We start from the raw sequence: 16774 nt of genomic DNA, 5'->3' as shown, positions 1-16774 counted from the left end.
CAAACGACTCGGTCGCCGGCGCAGACTTGCTGCGACGGCGACCGAGGTCGGTGCATGTGAATCAGGAAGTGGAGGCGGCAGCAAGCTTGCCGAGAGTGTCGGTCAGCTGGGCCTCTGTGACGAGCGGGAACTTCAACTGTTCGAGCAGTTTCTTGTCCGTGACCTTTGACCAGTCGTAGGTGTGGCGAACCAGGGTTTCGTTCGGTCCCTGGGACTCCAACTCCCACAACCATTCCCACCCGGGAGGCTCGGTGCCCGCGGGCGCGGTCTGCCACGCCAGAAGCTTGTCCTTGGCGTACCCGGTCACGTGGTTGTCGGTCTTGTATTCGCCGCCCACGTGGTCGCCCTCCATGTTCATGGTGAACACCTCGCCGACTTTCTGGATTCGGTCCGCGTGGTCCACGCTCCGGATGAACCCGGAGCCGTCCAGTTCCAAGTGGCGTTCAGGGTTGGAGAGGACGTCGAAAACCGCGTCGACGGGCGCCTCGATGGTGCGTTCCACAGTGACTTTCGTGTTGTCGCTCATGGCTCCACCCTGCCGAAAGATCGACGACTCGGCAACAACCTCGACGAGATGCCAATGCCGATGCGCCGAATCCGCCACAACGATCGGGTACGCAGGCACGGACTGCGGTCACCAGATTGACTGGTAGGCGACACGAGGCGCACGCCAACCCGACGCATTCGCACGCATGTGCGAACATGGTCAGCGTGAACTCGCGCAAAAGGACCGGATTGACGACCGATGAATTGGAATCGATGTCCACGGCACTCGCCGCGGGCAAGCGGGTCACCGTCTACCTCCGTGACCCGATGCCGTCACTCGACCTCCCCGCCGGAGCGTCGGCACGTGTGGTGTCCATCGATGGGTCGACTGTGATGGTGAGCCCGAAGGGTGTCGACGATCAGCTGCCGTTCGAGGCCGACGAACTCCAGAAGACCAGGACGCCCGCAACTCCCGCAGCACCCGCGCGTCAGCGCCCGGTAAAGGCGACCGCCGCATCAACCACGACGAGGCCCCCGAGTACGGTTCTGACGCCGACGAAACCGTCACCGGAACCCGTGCTGCCGGCACCGGTTGAAGCGAAGGTCACGACTCCGAAAGCGCCGCGACGCACCAAGACTCCGACTACTACTGCTGCAGTCAGTGTCACCATCACATCATTGGGCGAGAGCACGTGGTCGGTGGCGGTGTCGCACGGTAACAAGCGTCAGGGAAAGCCCGCCGAGGTGACCTCCGACCGGGTGGCGCGAGCAATGCACACGCTCGGCGACGACACCGCGATCACGGCTGTCGACGCGGTGATCGAGTCAGCACGGGCGGCGACGCAGAAAAGAATCGACGAGCTGACCAGCGAACTCGAAGCCGCGCGCGCGGTGCTGGCACATCTCGATGAACAGGCTGAGGGGTAGCTGACGAAACTTCTCCGAGCCGATGACGCAAGACGGTTACGACGCCATGGCCGATCTGTATGCCACCACCATCCCCACCACCTATCAATTTCCCATCGAGGCGCACGCAGTGGCCGCGTTCGTAGAGCTGGCCAAAGAATGCGACGGCGTGACGGCAGACGTCGGCTGCGGGCTCGGTCATGTGACAGCGGATCTAGTCGCTCGCGGGCTGGATGCGATCGGCTGCGACCCCAGCGCCGGAATGCTCGATCATGCGCGGCGGAAATACCCTGAACTGCGCTTCATCGAGGACGACGCCACCTTGACGATGTGGCCCGAGGACGCCGGCATCGCCGCGATCATCGCCCGGTTCAGTTTGATTCATGTCCAACCGGCTCAGGTCGCTGACGTTCTCGAAGTCTGGTCCGCCCGGTTGACCAAGGGCGCGCCCGTCCTGATCGCGTTCCAAACAAGCTTCGAGCCCGGGGCCCCGATTCCGTTCGACCACGCGGTGGCTCCCGCGTGGCGATGGCATCCTGACGAGTTCAGCCGAATACTCGGAGTCCACGGGTTCGCTGAAGATTGGCGAATTGTCTACCGTGACAGCAGCTATAGATTTCCGATGGTCAACTTACTAGCTCGTCGCACCTAGCCGGCCGACACGAATCGATCCCCTCGCAGCACGGGGACATGAATGCTGGTGTTCAGTTCCGCGGCGATCGCGACATCCTGGGAGTAACCGGCGTCGATGAGTTCGCGCCCGCTGGCGCACGCACGGAGCTGACCCGTCATGACCGGTTCGACGCTGGCCCAAGCGGCAGCCGCAGCGACGGACTCCGGCGAAAAGTGTTCTCGCCAACCGCGTGTGGCCATCACGCTGAGGACCGCGCCGGCGCCCCACATGTCCTCGAAGGCCGGCCTCAGCGACCCGTCCGGCCACTGTTCGCCCGCAGCGATGACCGCGACACCGGTGTCGGCGGAGAATGTATCGCAGATCCACGACGCGACAGAGCGGGCGTTGCGCAGGCTTGCTCCCACCACCGTCGGCGCCGACGTTGCGAGTTCGTAGCTGATCGTAGAGCCGTTGGGGGACGGGAGCACCAGTCGCTCGGGCGGGACGGACCGGTTGCGAATCGTCGGCGCTGACAGGCTGATCTGGTCTCCTCGTGCTTTCGATCGCCCGACCGCGAGAGTTGCATCGACTTCGGCGGCAAACGCTGCGGCCTCAGTCCCTCGTGTTCGGTAGGGCAAGACCGTGATGCCGGCGTCGAGGGCGACGCTCAGGGTGGTGGTGAACGACAGCACGTCCACGACAACGGCCACTTCGCAGTTCTGCGCCACTGCCCGCGCCCCCGCGAGCCCCCACTCGAAACGAACCCCGAATCTGTCTTGCTGGTGAGCCGGATTCACGGGATGGATACTACTGCCGCCATCACGAGCCGGATTTCGATCCCGCTCGCTCAGCATCCGAGTTGCGTTGCCAGTTCGTCCATCCCTGCCACGTGGTGGTCATCGAGTGGATTGATCGACTCATCTTTGACTTCGGGTCCCCACTCGCGAGGTCGTGCGACATACGCGGTGCGCAACCCGCAGGCCCTCGCCGCCTCGAGATCGGAGGCGTGAGTGGCGACCATCATCATCTCGCGGGGTTCGACCTGCATGAGCTCTGCGAGCCCGAGATAGACCTCGGGTGCCGGTTTGTAGTGCCGCCATAAATCTGCGCCTCCGATGACATCCCAGCCGAAATTGTTGCGCTTGGCCATCTCGCTGAGCAGTGCGACGTTCCCGTTGCTGAGCGCGCAGACGGTGTATCGGGTCCTGAGTCGGTGCAGGCTTTCCGCAGCCTCGGGCCACCCCGGGATGGTGTGCCACGCGTGCACAGCTGCATCGATCTGTTGCGCGGTCGCATCGACGACACCTCTGTCGCGGAGCAGGCGCTCCAACGCTTCGCGGTGCAGGTCGTCGAGAAGAGTCCACGGCCGTGTCCCGGCCTCCACTTCGGCGAGCGCAGGGCTGTAGGTCCGTCGCCAGTCACGCGCAAGTGCAGACCCGTCGATGCCGGGGAACTGATCGCACAGCGCCGCACTAACTCCGCTATGCCAGTCCGTGACGGTGCCGAACGTGTCGAACGCCAGAACCTTCAGCATGCACACCCTCCGCGCTTCTACATCCCCATTCCGCCGTCGACCGGGAGGCCGGCGCCGGTGATGAACTTGGACGCGTCGGAGGCGAGGAATACCACGGCATCAGCCATGTCATCGACCTGACCGAGTCGTCCTAGGGGTGTGAGCCCGGCGACCGCTCCAGCGGCCGCCTCCGGCGATTCGAACAGACCCAGGGCGGCGGTCTCGACGGCCAGCTTGTTGCCCATTGCAGTCGGAGTGAGCCCCGGGTAGATGCAGTTGACACGCACCCCGTAGCCGAGCTTGCCCGACTCCGCAGCCGCGACACGCGTCAGTCGATCGATACCGGACTTCGAGGCCGAATACAGGGCGATCCCGGGAAAGGCGATGGTTGCAGCTACCGAAGCGATGTTGATCACTGCGCCACCCGATCCTGCCGCGCCACCGGGTCGCATCGCCCTGAACGCGTGCTTGATTCCCAGGGCGGTACCCAGGACGTTGATCTCGAGCATGTTGGACGCGGCGGAGGGGTCGAGGTCGATGAGCAGATCGGTCACCTCGATTCCGGCGTTGTTCACAACGATGTCGAGGCCACCCAATGCATCGATGGTGGATGACACTGCCGCCTCCCATGCAGCGTCATCACGCACATCGAGGAGCACGAACTCTGCTTTCGCGCCCTTCGACCGCAGCGCGTCGACCGTCTGCCGACCCGTGTCGGCGTCGATGTCGGCCACGGCCACGGCCGCCCCGGCCGCAGCGATGGCCTCGGCCATCCCGGCGCCCAGTCCCTGTGCGCCGCCGGTGACCAGTGCTGTGCGTCCTGTCAGGTCGTAGCTCGTCATTGAATAGTCTCCCTTGACCCTGCGAATATTTTGCGAATCCGTACACGGGCAAACAATGTCGTCACCTATATGATGCGACGTGGGTCACATTACGAACAAGTCTTGACGGGTGTCAAGAGTAAACGTGACAACTGTCAAAGAAATGGGCCCGGGAGCACCATTTCGGCTGGACACGCACGTGGGGGCGCGCCGTAAACTGTACGAATGACCACCGTCGCCGACAGCAACCCGCGAGCCGGGTTGCGCGGCCCCGACAAGTTCGAGGCGCGCCGTATCGAGCTGGCGACTGCCACGCTACTCACACTTGCCGAATTGGGTTACGCCCGCACCAGTTTGCGGGAGATTGCGCAGAACTCGGCATTCTCGCATGGGGTTCTGCATTACTACTTCTCCGACAAGCTCGACCTGATCGCGCAAGCAGTCCGGATCTACGAGGACGTGTGCGTCACCCGTTACGACGAGGTTGTCGCGTCGGCCTCGACGGCGCAAGAACTGAGAGACGAGTTCGCGGCGATGTTCTTCGCGACGCTCGAGGCGGACTCTGCGCTGCATCGGCTGTGGTACGACCTCCGCAATCAGACCCTGTTCGAGTCGTCGTTCAGAAAAGACGTGCGCGAGATCGAATCTCGGCGTGAGGAGATGACGTGGCGAGTGGTGACCCGGTTCTACGAGCTCTCGGGTGTCACGCCCCGGGTCTCGTCGAACATGGCCTACGTCGTCATCGACGGCATCTTCCAGCGTGCGTTGATGAGCCTGTTGAGCGATGACCACGACCAGCTGACGTCTTCTCGAGATCAGCTGGCCGAGGCCTTCGAGCTGTTCTTGCGGTGATCTGCGCAGACACCTGCGCTTTGTGTAGCCGCTTCTACATCGCCTCGATTTTCGGCAGGATGTCGTTCTTCAGGCGCTTCATGTCGTCCATCGTCTTGGGGGTGGGGACGTCGGCGAACGGCGGCCACAGAAGCAGCTTGGTGAGTCCGGCTTCTCGATAGCGCTTGAGCATGTCGGTGACCTGGGCCTCGGATCCGACCAACAGATTACTGGCCTTGCCTGCCGGCGTCTGGTCCATGTCCACGTCGGTGATGACAGTCCAGATCATGCTCGCGATGTCGAGGTCATCGATGGTGCGAGAGGTGTCGAGGGCGTCGAGCTCAGTCTGAATTCCCTTGCGCCACTCCGCAATCTCTTGCGGCGAGTCCTGAATCCCGATCCATCCGTCCAGGCCGTACTTGGCGACTCGTTTCGCGGCTCGTTTCGCGTCCTTGAGCCCACTGAAGTAGATAGGCGGATGTGGTTGCTGGAGGGGTTTTGCTCCGAAACCGCTGGGCCCGAAGTCAGCGAATTCACCGTGGTACTCGAAGACGTCGTTGGTCCAGATACCCTGCATGATCTCGATGGTCTCGCGCAGGTGTTGGTGGCGGCGCGGGAAGATGTGTGAGGCGCTCGCGGCCGCGAACTCCTCTGGCATCCATCCTGAGCCCACGGCCACATTGAGCCGGCCATTGCTGAGGTGATCAATGGTGGCGAGTTCCGCGGCGAGCACGCCCGGGGACCGGTACGGCGTGTCGATGATGCTCATACCGATGCGGACCTTGCTGGTCTTGGCGGCGAGCCAGGGGATGAGCGGAAAGCCCTGAAGGAACTCACCCCGCGAGGACACGGGCAGCTGCTTGGGCAACTCATGCATCATGCCGAACGCGAACTCCATCTCAGCCCTGTCGGAGGACTCCGGAACGATGATGCGGTCAAGCGTCCACACTGATTCGAAGTCGAGATCCTCGGCCAGCTGGGTGAGGTCCTCGAGCTCGGTGACCGTGACCTTTTCGCGAAAGTTGGGAAGGTAGAGAGCTAGTTCCATCGTCGTAGACCTCGTTACTTTGTTGTGGTGTCGATCATTTCGCGGTAAAAGTGGAGCGGATGTCGGTCTTGAGGATTTTTCCGACGGTCGAGCGGGGCAGGTCAGTCCAGACTTCGATCTGCTTGGGAGCCTTGACGCTGCCGATGCGGGCTTTCACAAACGAGATGAGGTCGTCGGCGTCGAACTCGACGCCGGGCCGCAGCGAGACGATCGCCGTAACCCTCTCGCCCCACTTCTCGTCGGGCAATCCGATGACGGCGCAGTCCCGAACCGCAGAGTGGGCCATCAGGGCCTGTTCGACCTCTGCGGAGTAGACGTTGAAGCCACCGGTGATGATCATGTCTTTCGCGCGGTCGACGATGTAGAGGAACCCGTCATCGTCGAGATAGCCGATGTCGCCCGTGTGATGCCAGCCGTAGGTCGAGGCCTCCGCGGTCGCCTCTGGGTTGCGGTAGTAGCCCGCCATCACCAGGGACCCACGGACACAAACCTCGCCGCGAGCCCCGGTGGGGACCGCCATCCCGTCTTCGTCGAGAATCGCCACAGTAACCAACGGCGATGGTCGGCCTGCCGACGACAATCGGTCGATGTCGACCGTTCCGTCTGTCCGACGGTGCTCAGCCGGAGACAGCGTGGAGATCATCATCGGCGCCTCGGACTGTCCGAACAGCTGGGCCATAGGTCCGATACGTTCGAGGGCCTCGGTGAGGCGAGTGGTCGAGATGGGGGCGGCCCCGTACCAAAAGCACTGCAGCGACGATAGATCGGTGGAGTCGAGTGATTCGTGATCCAAGGTCATGTAGATCAACGTAGGCGGCAGAAAGGTGTGTGTGATCTGGTGCCGCTCGATCAGTTCGAGAAAGTCTCCGACATCGGGATGATCCATCACGACGACCTCGCCGCCCAGCGCGAGAATGGGAAAACAAAGCACGCCAGCAGCATGAGTGAGCGGCGCGAGCGCAAGGTACCGTGGTCGACCCTCGAACGGATAGCGCATCAGCACAATCGCTGTCATCGTCTCCAGGTTGCGGCCGGTGAGCATCACGCCCTTGGGACGGCCGGTGGTACCGCCGGTACCGACGAGCGCAACGAGATCATCAGGGGCACTGTCATTGTCGACTGGCGGTCCCGCCTCGGCCTCGGCCAGCCAGGAGTCGAAGCCGATGGCCCTGTCATCGCTGTCGCCCAGCCTCACGAGGTTCGACAGCTTCGGTAGTTGCGGCGCGATCTCGGAGACCAGCGCGTCGAACGCAGGTTGGTAGATCAAAGTGGAGCAATCGAACAGGTCGAGCAACTCGGCGTTCTCACCGCCAGCATTGCGCGGATTGATCGGGCACCAGACTGCGCCCGCGCGCGAGATGCCGAAGACGCACGCAAATGATGTCGGGTGGTTGGCCGACAGGATGCCAACCTTGTCACCCGGCCGCACCCCGGAACTCTTGAGCGCCTTGGCAACCGAATGCGAGAGGGTCACGACGTCCCCGTAGGTGAGCGATACTCCGTTGAACGTCAGACACGGAGCTTCCGCGCCCAGCGACGCACCTTTGTCGAGATAGAAGGTCAACGACACTGTTGTTCTCCGCTTCGTCATGTGGTGCAAATGAGTCTCCCGTCAATCTATGGCAAGTGTCAAGATTTTTCCGGACACTTGTCAAGATTCGTGCATGCGAGTTTTAGCCGAACCCGCGGCGTGCCTGCCCGATCTCAGAGATTCACAGAACGCTTCCGCATCGCCCGCAATCGAAATCGGCGCCATAGCGCCGCGAAAAGCCCTACCGTGATCGTCAAGGACAGGTCATCGCCGCCGGGCGGCGGCATTCGGTAGGCGTGAGGGCAGACAGCGCGGTCGTGTCCGCCGGTAGCCTGAATGTGCCCGAAACCCATCTTGGGCAGTGGATTTCAATCGAAGCGGTAGCAGTCGGGAACGTGCACGCGGCATCCAATACGGGACGCGCGCACACTGTCGGGCTGCATGCCGACGGTACCGTCACCGCCGCCGGTTGGAACGCCGACGGCCAGTGCGAGGTCGGCGATTGGACAAGCGTTGTGCAGATCGCGGCGGGATGGCGCCGAACGGTCGCTATCTTTGCCGACGGATCAGTTTGCGCACGCGGGCGTCGACTCGAGGGGGCCTGCGACGTCGAGGGGTGGCGAGAGGTCATTTCCGTGACTGCAGGGGACTGGCACACCGTCGGCGTTCATGCGGACGGCACTGTGACAGCGGTAGGCAACACGAGTAGAGGACAGTGCGCAGTCGGCGGCTGGCGGGACGTGACGGCCGCCGCGGCCGGTTATCTGCATACCGCTGCGGTGACCGGTCAGGGCCAGGTTTTGGCTACCGGTAATCGTGACGCAGGAATCGCTGAGATGCGTGCGTGGCGAAACATGGTTGCCATCTCAGCACGCAGCTATCACACAGTGGGCCTCGAGTTCGGAGGACGAGTTCGCGCTGCAGGCAACAACGCTCGAGGTCAGTGTGACGTTGACACCTGGCGAGATGTTGTGGCAATCGCTGCGGGCTCTACACATACACTCGGGCTGCGCGCCGATGGCTACGTTCTCGGAGCCGGAAACAACGACGACACCTAGCCGCCACCACACCTTATCGTCACACGTGACGAAAGGGCTTTCCACCGGGACCGCAAGCGCCCACCAGGAGTCGGGGTGGGTAGACCTTTGTGCCAGTTGACGGGTCGACGTGGAGTTCATTGACTCGCCGCGATTGGGGAGCCGCCGGCAAACGGCAGCGAGTTGCAATCAGCGCGTGCAGTCAGCGCTCCGTAGGAGTGGCCACATTGATTCCGACCATCGCCGATCCGGGCAAGTCAGGTCAGTCACCCTGGGTGGTTTCGTCACATGTGACGATTCGTCGGGTAATCACCTTGCCGCACTGCGTGTTTGAAGTCCACCGAGAGTCGAGCTTCACCAAGCGGTCGTTCCCGGCGCAGCTGTAGCCGGCCATGATGCGTCGGCCACGCGGGAATGCCACAAGGCGTGGCACACCGACAGCTCCATACCTCGACCTGCCGACTGCCGCGCAGTTCATGACGACGGCAGTCCCGGCACGTTCAGATGCGTTCTGGAGCAATGTTCACCTCAAATCGAAAATCCCCAAGGTTGAGGTCTTCCTCCTTCAACGCCGATAAGAAACATTATGTCAAGTAGAGTTGGCATTATTGCATCTGATGCACGATTCCCTACGGATCACTTGCGGATGGTCGTCCTCACTTGAGCCTGCTGAGCAGCGCGGCGTCTCGAGTGATTATCGCGTCACAACCCTGCGTCGAGCGCTGGACTCAACACTGAAGCAAGCCCTCAACACCGGCGACCCGACCGAACAGCAGGGCGCTCAACACCAGTCTGAGGAGTTCTGACATGCGCCGCACCGTGGACTACACCTGGAGACTGAGTGAACTCATGGCCGCCGCAGGAATGCACAACAGCACCGATCTAGTGCCGCACCTGCGTGAGCGGGGCATTGATCTGTCCGCTTCTCAGGTCTACCGCCTCGTGGCCCAAAAACCCGAACGTGTGTCGTTGACCCTGATCGCGGCAGTCTGCGACATCTTCACCTGTACGCCTGCAGATCTCGTCACCGTGACTGCCACCGATCAACGACGAAAGAAGACCGCCTCCGCCGAAGAGAACGTCCTCGACCTCAACCGCTCAGCTCGGCCCCGGCGAGCCCGCGTCACCCGAATCGATGACTGACCCGCGACCGCCCCGCACCACCCGGCGTGGACGTCCACGACGCGCCAGCGGCGACTACATCTGCGGCCGGTGCCAACGCCCAATGGGCAAACCCAGAGTCCGGTGGGTGGGCGAAGCGCTATGCAACAGTTGCTATTACACCGCGATGCGCACCCACGGACAGTGCCCGAGCTGCGGGCACGAGGGCGTCCTTCCCGGTCGCCGCAAGGCCGGCGACGATCGCCCCGTGTGCCTGCCCTGCGCGGGCGTTAACGACGCTGTCGTGCGCTGCAGATGCTGCGCACAGGAAGGCGAAATGTATCGGCGGGGTCTGTGCGCAAGGTGCGCCCTGCGCCACGATCTGCAATACCTGGCCGGCCCACGCGCAAGTGCCACCGAATGCGCGTCACTGATCGGGGCCTTGTGCGCGGTCGATCGGCCCGAGAGCATCCTCACGTGGAAACGATCTCCCGCCGTGCATGCACTCCTAGCTGGCCTACTGGGCGGCACTATCGCTTTCACCCATCAGGCGCTCGATAACGTCGAGCACACTCGTGCTGCCGAACACCTGCGCAGCATCTTGATCGAGCACGGCCTGCTCCCCCGCCGTGATCAGTACCTGGCTGGCTTCGAGCGGTGGATCGATGCGAAACTGACCACCGTCGACAGCGCAGACTCACGCAGCGACCTCGAGCGGTTCACGCGGTGGCACCACCTACGCCGGATCCGCACCATGGCAGCAGCAGGAAAAGCCACCAACGGACCCGTCCGTTCAGCGAAACAAGAGATCACCGAGACCGCCAAGTTCCTCAACTGGCTCCACGCCGAGCACCACCGGACTGCGATCACGTGCAATCAGCATGACGTCGATGAGTACCTCGCCGCCGGGCCCACCACTCGCCACCACATCCGCACGTTCTTCATCTGGGCACGCCAGAGCAAACTGAACGAGTCCATCGTCATCGGCCACCGGCAGGCCACAACAACACCGGTACTGCATCAAGACGACAGGATCGCCTGGATCCGCGCCCTGATCACCGGGCCCATCGACACCTTGCAGTACCGCGTTGCCGGCTTACTGCTGCTTCTCTACGCACAACCAGTCAGCAAATTGTCACACTCACCATCGATGACCTCGTCCTCGCGCCGACCGACATGCGCCTTCGGCTCGGAGCCGAACCGGTACCAGTGCCCACACCGTTCGCAGTACTGATCTACGAACTCCTCGAGAGTCGCTCAAACCTGCGGACCACCACGACCACCTCGGCGTGGCTCTTCCCCGGATACCGCGCTGGGCAGCACATCGACGCCCAAACCTGTATGCAGCGACTGCGCAGACTCGGCATCGACCTGCGCGGATCAAGGAACGGGACACTACGCGAACTCGTTCGCGAAGTTCCACCACCAATCCTTGCCGACATGCTCGGCTACAGCGCTCAAGTCACCCAGCTGCACTCCGAACTCGCGGGAAACACTTACGCGCGGTACGTATCGACTGCTCGGCGCGCAACGCCGGATCGGGGCCAAGCACGCAGCGCAAAGCCCAGCATTCCAACCTAAAGCCGGAATGTGTTGGTCGCCCGGTGTGCGACCATCACCAGATGGGTCAGCGCTGGTACGAAAACAACAAGATTGAACGCTGGTTGAGTTTCATTGTCCTGGTGGGGCTCATCGGGGTCATCGGTCCAGCGATCATTAATTCAGTGGTCGCTGATGGGTCAACCTGGAACTGGGTCAAACTCCTCATCTGGGTACTCGCTGTCATCAGCTTCGCCCACACAACAGTCAGGGCATGGCGGCCTCGGCACACCGGCCAGGTCGTTCCACCACCCCCACCTGAGGTTGCCGCGGCCGATGCCCAGCGCATCGTCGCCGGCGAACCCAGCCGCGTCGGCGCAGTCAAAGCGCTCCGCCAACAGCACCCCGGCCTCAACCTCAAGGACGCCGCCGCCCTCGTCGACACGGCTCGTACGACCCCTTAAACCACTGGCTCGAGGTCTGATCCAATCGGATCCCGATCAAACAGTGCGAACGCACCGAATATCAACGCGCTCAATATCCTTCTCGCGATGTCGCCAGAATTGTTAGGACACACGCGCGCGGTTCACCGCCGTGCCCGGCGGCGGGATCGGCGACGGTTTGCCACTAATCGCCAACCGCTGCTGAGCGCCAGCGCGGCCCCTACGTACCCGATAAGTGTTGGTGAGAAAATCTCGGGCTCACCTGCGTGAGTTATGCCCCAGTACAGACCGAACGCGACGCCACCGACGCCGATCACTACCGCCGCTACGTGAGCTGAGTTGATATACGTGCGGGTGGTTTGCATGGCTCCAGACTCGCACGCCACCGGCCATACGTAACAGAGTAAGAACCCCTAGAAGCAACTTTGACATCGGCCAAAAGAGAGTAGGTATTGTTCCGTCGGATGCACGATTCCTACGGCTCGGAGTATTGCTTCTCGGAGACGGAGACGGAGACGGAGACCGGTACAACGGTGAGGCTTCCCATCAGGGCCCGTTGTGAGGCAGCCTCGCAAGTTGTGACGTGATTCACAACGTTGAGTAGTCACGCGGCGTCCTATGCCCGGTGTCTTGTGGTCGAAACGAGAAATGAAAGGACCGCATATGAGTCGCGCCGTCGTCATGGGCGTCGGGCACCTTCGCGCGATGGCCGCCTATCGGACCCGCGCTGCAGCGCTTCCTGGCTCGCGAGCCGTGGTTTTCGTTCCGACGCCGGTCGTCGTGGAACTGTTCCGCCTGCAACAGCACGTGGCTGCGGTCGACGATTCACCGGACCGTGCCGAAGCGTTGCTCCGAGAGGCCAGCCCGTGAGCCACGACGACGCGTTCGTGGAGTACCGCTCGCTGCTCTTCACGATCGCGTACGAGATCCTCGGTTCCGCAACCGATGCTGAGGATGTTCTGCAGGAGAGCTACATTCGCTGGTCTCGTGTGGAGCTTTCCTCGGTCGAGCATCCACGGCGCTACTTGGCCCAGATCGTGACAAGGCAGGCCCTCAATCGACTGCGCACGGCCAAGAGGCGACGCGAGACGTACGTAGGGAACTGGCTGCCGGAACCGATCCTGACTCATACGGACGTTGGTGCCGATTCCGTACTGGCCGAGGCGTTGTCGATGGCCATGCTCGTCGTTCTCGAATCTCTGACTCCGGACCAGCGTGCGGTGTTCGTGTTGGGTGAGGTGTTCGGGTTCCGGTCTGCCGAGATCGCCACTATGACCGGAAGAAGTGATGCCGCGGTGCGTCAGATGGCGCGTAGGGCGCGCGATCGTGTGCGTGATCGGCGTCCTCGGTTCGACCCCGACGTCAGCGAGGCCGACGATCTGGTGGCTCGCTTCCTGCGTGCCTCCCGGGACGGGGACCTGCAGAAGCTGATGGACACCCTCGCACCAGATGTGGTGCAGATGTCTGATGGCGGCGGCAAGGTGACCGCGGCTCGGCGCCCCATCTACGGCAGCGAAGCCGTCGCGCGCTTTACTATCGGTGTGGCACGAACAGCGGGCCTTGGCCTTCGGGTCGAGTTCGTTCGGTGCAACGCGATGCCCGCGGTCTTGTTCTGGATCGACGAGGTGTTTGAGTACGCGACGCTCTTCGACATCGCCGACGATCGCGTCCGCGGCATCTACGCGATCCGCAACCCCGACAAACTCCACGCCCTCACGCATCCGATGCGTGTCCGCCGATGAAAGCAGGAACTAGATGACGTCGTTGCTCGTGTGCGCCTCTGTATCCCATGGGAATACCAGAAGAGTGGCCGAAGAGATGGCCGGCGTCCTCAACGCGGCTATTGTTCGACCCGGGGAGATCAGACCGACAGACCTCGCCGGCCACGACCTCGTCGGCTTCGGATCGGGCATCTACAATATGGCTTTCCATCCGCACCTGCGCGAACTCGTCCAGTCGGTACCCGGTGGGCAGAGTGGCCGAGCGTTCGTGTTCAGCACCAGCGGGCTGCCTGAACCAGGTTTCCGCCGGTACACCCGCAGGTTCGAGTTATCGCTACAGCAGAAGGGCTACGACACCGTCGGCAGCTTCTCCTGCCGCGCCTTCGACACCTGGTGGCCGTTCAAGGCGTTCGGCGGTATCCGAAAAGGTCGACCGAACGCTGACGACCTGCAGGCGGCCCGCGACTTCGCGAAGAACCTTCGCCTGACCGATTGACCAAGCCAGGTAGTGGCGGAGATTTCGGAGGACGAGTTCATGGTCCGGAAGCAACGAATCGTGAGCGGCCTGCGCCCGCTGGCGTGACCCCCTCCAGTCAGGGATCGCTCAGCGCCGACTGGGTAGGCGGTGCGCCGCAACAACGCCAAGAGTGTGGCCCTCGGGTACCCACCACCCTACGACGACCCATCGCGAACCTAGTGTGCCACAAGTACAATGACAATCACACAATGTTAAGTAAACTTGACGGGGCACGCGACACAGAGGCCTTCGGTCACTCCGAGGCAGCAATTTGAACACAGCAGAGATGAGCCTGAGATAGGCAGTGCTGCAGCGAGTTGACCTGCAGCCGGTATCGCCGCACCGATGGGCTTGCCTTCAATCCATCCAGCGACGGGGCGGGGACTTGGCAGGCGGATTAGTTCACATCCGAACAATGCTGGTTGCCGGTAGAGTCGGCGCCTGACGCTGATCGCCGGCGATCACTTTCGCTACTGCACCGCGCCACTGCCGCAGTGGAGTTCGACACCCTCGCCCCCCATCAGGTGTTGTCAATATTGCTGGCGCGCAACAAGTATGGGTCGGCAAGAACTACGGCGGACGCACGGTCGTGATGTGGGTCGACCTAACAAGCGTCCACGTCATCCTCGACGACGCCGTGGTGAAGACCGTGCTCTCAAAGCTAACCACCACCGATCTCGAACGCCTTACTCGCCGCGGCACCAGACCCGGCCGCACAAGCCCCGCAACCGACGCGGTCGACCCGTCGGCCACCAGCACCCGCCCCCGCGCGATCGAGATCGATCGCACCGCCAACCGCGACGGAATCGTCATCGTCTGCGGACACGAACTGGCCATCGGCGTCCCTGCAGCGGGCGCACGGATCACCCTGCGCGTCGACGGTGAACTGATGACCCCAAACCGTGCAACGCCGAGTACCCAAAAGCGGCCAGATCATGGTCGCCGGTCAACGACTCCGGGTCAGCCCCGCACACGCCGGGACGATCGTGACCGTCGTCGTAGAAGATCACCATCTCCGCGTCCTCGACGGAACCAGCGAACTATCCCTTCATGCCCGCACATCTACCAAGCCGGTAAGAAACTTCAATGCCCATAGGCCCCACCGCAGGTAGCCATCTCCCGGATACGAACCGTCACCCATGTCCAGAGACCACACATGTCACTCGCAGGACAGACCTACGCACACTACGTATCAACCCCGCGATCGGACTAACGCGCCGACGTTGGCGATCACCGTGCGGAGGCAACCCCGCGCGTCGATGCAATGTCCTGGATCGGCGCCCAGGCTACTCAGTTGGTTTGCGCTTTACATTGATCGACAACACCACCAGCACCAGTGCCAGCAGCCGAATCAGTCGGGTGGTCCGGGAGTGTTTCTTAAACGGTGTTTCGGCCCGACACGCTGGGTGAATGCCCGGCGAGAAAGGTGCCGTGATGACGACACTGGATGATGTGACGAAGAAGAAATCGACACCACCGTCGGCCGAGGAGGCGGCGGCAGCGGAGCTCGTGCGCTTGGCGAAAGAGCAGGGCCTGTCGCTGACGGGCCCGGATGGGCTGCTCAAGCAGTTCACCAAGACGGTCCTGGAAACGGCATTGAACGAGGAGATGACCGAGCATCTCGGGCACGACAAGAACCAGGCCAACCCGGATCGGGCATCAACAAATATCCGCAACGGCACTCGGTCGAAGACGGTGCTGACCGAGTCGACCGGGCAGGTCCCGATCGAAGTCCCCCGAGACCGCGAAGGTACGTTCGAACCGCAGATCGTCAAGAAGCGGCAGCGTCGGCTCAACGGCGTTGATGAGATCGTTTTATCGTTGTACGCCAGAGGGTTAACGACTGGGGAGATCAGCGCGCACTTCGCTGAAATCTACGGTGCATCGGTCTCGAAGGAGACGATTTCTCGGATCACCGACAAGGTGATCGAGGAGATGCAGGATTGGTCTGCACGTCCGCTCGATGAGGTGTTACGCGGCGATCTTCATCGATGCCATCGTGGTCAAGATCCGCGACGGGCAGGTCGCGAACAGGCCGATCTACGCGGCCATCGGGGTGAGCCTGGACGGGCGCCGCGACGTGCTTGGTTTGTGGGCCGGCACGGGCGGTGAGGGTGCCAAGTTCTGGATGAGCGTGCTCACTGACATCCGCAATCGTGGCACCAGAGACGTGTTCTTCCTCGTCTGCGACGGTCTCAAGGGCCTGCCGGAGGTTGTCGAGCATGTGTGGCCGGCCACCACCGTCCAAACCTGTGTCGTGCATCTGATCCGCAACACTTTTCGGCTCTCGGCTCGACAGCACTGGGACGCACTCAAGCGCGATGTCAAACCGATCTACACCGCGCCGAGCGAGCCTGCGGCCAGAGCTGCTTTCGACGAACTGGCCGAACACTGGGGCAAACGGTACCCGGCGATCATCCGGCTGTGGGACAACGCTTGGGAGGAGTTCATCCCCTTCCTTGACTACGACACGGAGATACGTCGAGTCATATGCTCTACCAATGCAATTGAGTCGCTCAACGCGCGCTACCGGCGGGCCGTGAAAGCCCGCGGCCATTTCCCCAGCGAGCAGGCCGCGCTCAAATGTTTGTACCTGGTGACCCGTTCGCTGGACCCGACCGGCAAAGGTCAGGCACGATGGATCACACGGTGGAAACCCGCTCTCAA

The 16774-nt window shown here is 62.5% G+C and carries 15 protein-coding genes and 3 pseudogenes; 12 read left to right on the top strand and 6 right to left on the bottom strand.

All coding sequences use genetic code 11. The features are described from left to right. Positions 1-61: 61 nt before the first annotated feature. The gene (locus BH683_RS03315) at positions 62-526 is read right to left on the bottom strand and encodes an SRPBCC family protein (RefSeq protein ID WP_084834890.1); all 465 of its coding nucleotides are present in this window, start codon (positions 524-526) and stop codon (positions 62-64) included. Positions 527-702: 176 nt separating this feature from the next. On the opposite strand from BH683_RS03315, the gene BH683_RS03310 reads away from it, so the two are divergent. Beyond that, entirely contained in the window at positions 703-1413 is a 711-nt protein-coding gene (locus BH683_RS03310) for a DUF6319 family protein (protein ID WP_084834853.1), read from the top strand. 22 nt (positions 1414-1435) lie between these two features. Continuing rightward, a complete protein-coding gene (locus tag BH683_RS03305) occupies positions 1436-2044 on the top strand; it encodes a class I SAM-dependent methyltransferase (protein ID WP_084834852.1) in 609 nt (202 codons plus the stop codon). Here the strand turns inward: BH683_RS03305 and BH683_RS03300 are convergent. The 3 genes from BH683_RS03300 to BH683_RS03290 are packed head-to-tail and all read right to left on the bottom strand — an operon-like array spanning position 2041 to position 4360. Continuing rightward, complete coding sequence (locus BH683_RS03300; RefSeq protein ID WP_168186955.1) at positions 2041-2811, bottom strand: 2-phosphosulfolactate phosphatase; 771 nt, start codon at positions 2809-2811, stop codon at positions 2041-2043. The two genes, BH683_RS03305 and BH683_RS03300, sit on opposite strands and share 4 nt — an antisense overlap. 41 nt (positions 2812-2852) lie before the next feature. Then, positions 2853-3539: a haloacid dehalogenase type II gene (locus BH683_RS03295; protein ID WP_084834850.1), complete on the bottom strand. Its 687-nt coding sequence runs from the start codon at positions 3537-3539 to the stop codon at positions 2853-2855. 17 nt (positions 3540-3556) lie between these two features. Next, positions 3557-4360, bottom strand: a complete 804-nt coding sequence (locus BH683_RS03290) for an SDR family oxidoreductase (protein WP_084834849.1) — start codon at positions 4358-4360, stop codon at positions 3557-3559. A gap of 204 nt (positions 4361-4564) precedes the next feature. Between BH683_RS03290 and BH683_RS03285 the strand changes: the two genes are divergently transcribed. Beyond that, positions 4565-5191 carry a TetR family transcriptional regulator gene (locus BH683_RS03285; RefSeq protein WP_084834848.1) on the top strand — a complete coding sequence of 209 codons (627 nt, stop codon included), beginning with the start codon at positions 4565-4567 and terminating at the stop codon, positions 5189-5191. A 34-nt stretch (positions 5192-5225) separates the two neighbouring features. On the opposite strand, the gene BH683_RS03280 is transcribed toward BH683_RS03285, so the two are convergent. Together BH683_RS03280 and BH683_RS03275 are read right to left on the bottom strand one after the other, a co-directional pair. Continuing rightward, positions 5226-6218, bottom strand: a complete 993-nt coding sequence (locus BH683_RS03280; RefSeq protein ID WP_084834847.1) for an LLM class flavin-dependent oxidoreductase — start codon at positions 6216-6218, stop codon at positions 5226-5228. A 34-nt stretch (positions 6219-6252) separates the two neighbouring features. Then, positions 6253-7788, bottom strand: coding sequence for a long-chain fatty acid--CoA ligase (locus BH683_RS03275; protein WP_084834846.1), 1536 nt, complete (start codon positions 7786-7788; stop codon positions 6253-6255). 257 nt (positions 7789-8045) lie between these two features. Between BH683_RS03275 and BH683_RS29210 the strand changes: the two are divergent. From BH683_RS29210 to BH683_RS03230, 9 genes and pseudogenes are all read left to right on the top strand, one after another. Then, a pseudogene (locus BH683_RS29210) lies at positions 8046-8227 on the top strand (chromosome condensation regulator); the annotation flags it as partial. Between the two features lie 157 nt (positions 8228-8384). Continuing rightward, positions 8385-8807, top strand: coding sequence for a hypothetical protein (locus BH683_RS28880; RefSeq protein WP_246833167.1), 423 nt, complete (start codon positions 8385-8387; stop codon positions 8805-8807). Between the two features lie 786 nt (positions 8808-9593). Continuing rightward, the gene (locus BH683_RS03265; protein ID WP_084834844.1) at positions 9594-9929 is read left to right on the top strand and encodes a helix-turn-helix transcriptional regulator; all 336 of its coding nucleotides are present in this window, start codon (positions 9594-9596) and stop codon (positions 9927-9929) included. Between the two features lie 145 nt (positions 9930-10074). Next, positions 10075-11468, top strand: a pseudogene (locus BH683_RS03260) (recombinase XerD). A gap of 41 nt (positions 11469-11509) precedes the next feature. After that, positions 11510-11890, top strand: coding sequence for a hypothetical protein (locus tag BH683_RS03255; RefSeq protein WP_084834843.1), 381 nt, complete (start codon positions 11510-11512; stop codon positions 11888-11890). 642 nt (positions 11891-12532) lie between these two features. After that, complete coding sequence (locus BH683_RS03250) at positions 12533-12739, top strand: hypothetical protein (protein ID WP_084834842.1); 207 nt, start codon at positions 12533-12535, stop codon at positions 12737-12739. Then, a complete protein-coding gene (locus BH683_RS03245) occupies positions 12736-13611 on the top strand; it encodes an RNA polymerase sigma-70 factor (RefSeq protein WP_084834841.1) in 876 nt (291 codons plus the stop codon). Before BH683_RS03250 ends, BH683_RS03245 begins: the two co-directional genes overlap by 4 nt. 13 nt (positions 13612-13624) lie before the next feature. Beyond that, on the top strand, positions 13625-14086 hold the full coding sequence (locus BH683_RS03240; protein ID WP_084834840.1) for a flavodoxin family protein: 462 nt from the start codon (positions 13625-13627) through the stop codon (positions 14084-14086). Positions 14087-15541: 1455 nt separating this feature from the next. Then, positions 15542-16774, top strand: a pseudogene (locus tag BH683_RS03230) (IS256 family transposase); the annotation flags it as partial.

This window comes from Williamsia sp. 1138, assembly GCF_002095435.2.
Lineage (GTDB): Bacteria > Actinomycetota > Actinomycetes > Mycobacteriales > Mycobacteriaceae > Williamsia.
This window is presented reverse-complemented; position numbering and strand designations above follow the sequence as displayed.

What these genes read in the sequence shown, in the direction of transcription:
- BH683_RS03315 (WP_084834890.1), bottom strand. Translation starts at nt 526, where the DNA reads ATGAGCGACAACACGAAAGTCACTGTGGAACGCACCATCGAGGCGCCC.
- BH683_RS03305 (WP_084834852.1), top strand. Translation starts at nt 1,436, where the DNA reads ATGACGCAAGACGGTTACGACGCCATGGCCGATCTGTATGCCACCACC.
- BH683_RS03240 (WP_084834840.1), top strand. Translation starts at nt 13,625, where the DNA reads ATGACGTCGTTGCTCGTGTGCGCCTCTGTATCCCATGGGAATACCAGA.
- BH683_RS03265 (WP_084834844.1), top strand. Translation starts at nt 9,594, where the DNA reads ATGCGCCGCACCGTGGACTACACCTGGAGACTGAGTGAACTCATGGCC.
- BH683_RS03290 (WP_084834849.1), bottom strand. Translation starts at nt 4,360, where the DNA reads ATGACGAGCTACGACCTGACAGGACGCACAGCACTGGTCACCGGCGGC.
- BH683_RS03255 (WP_084834843.1), top strand. Translation starts at nt 11,510, where the DNA reads ATGGGTCAGCGCTGGTACGAAAACAACAAGATTGAACGCTGGTTGAGT.
- BH683_RS03295 (WP_084834850.1), bottom strand. Translation starts at nt 3,539, where the DNA reads ATGCTGAAGGTTCTGGCGTTCGACACGTTCGGCACCGTCACGGACTGG.
- BH683_RS03250 (WP_084834842.1), top strand. Translation starts at nt 12,533, where the DNA reads ATGAGTCGCGCCGTCGTCATGGGCGTCGGGCACCTTCGCGCGATGGCC.
- BH683_RS03280 (WP_084834847.1), bottom strand. Translation starts at nt 6,218, where the DNA reads ATGGAACTAGCTCTCTACCTTCCCAACTTTCGCGAAAAGGTCACGGTC.
- BH683_RS03285 (WP_084834848.1), top strand. Translation starts at nt 4,565, where the DNA reads ATGACCACCGTCGCCGACAGCAACCCGCGAGCCGGGTTGCGCGGCCCC.
- BH683_RS03310 (WP_084834853.1), top strand. Translation starts at nt 703, where the DNA reads ATGGTCAGCGTGAACTCGCGCAAAAGGACCGGATTGACGACCGATGAA.